Annotated in this window: 1 protein-coding gene; it reads left to right on the forward strand. The window is 47.8% G+C overall.

The annotated features are described in order from the left end of the window. The coding region (locus BUC20_RS27015) for a hypothetical protein (RefSeq protein WP_159441168.1) at positions 1–253 on the forward strand (253 nt) is incomplete at both ends.

The following is a 253-nucleotide window of genomic DNA, read 5'->3' on the forward strand; positions in this document are numbered from 1 at the left end:
CACCAACTGCTGATGTAAAGTATTATGTGACCGTTCAATCGACAGCGGTTTGTGAGAATGTTGTTGCCCAGGCCAAAGTGGTGAGTGTAAAGGTTAAAGCCAATGGTGTTGCCACTGACATCCAGGTTGATGATCAGGCCATCTGTTTAGGCGGTAGCGTAACCCTTAATGCAACCAGTGCTATTACCGGAGCGGTATTTACCTGGTACAGTGATGCAGCCCTTACTAACCGGGTTGGTACCGGATCAAGTTT

This window comes from Pedobacter caeni (assembly GCF_900129215.1).
Classification (GTDB): Bacteria; Bacteroidota; Bacteroidia; order Sphingobacteriales; family Sphingobacteriaceae; genus Pedobacter; species Pedobacter caeni.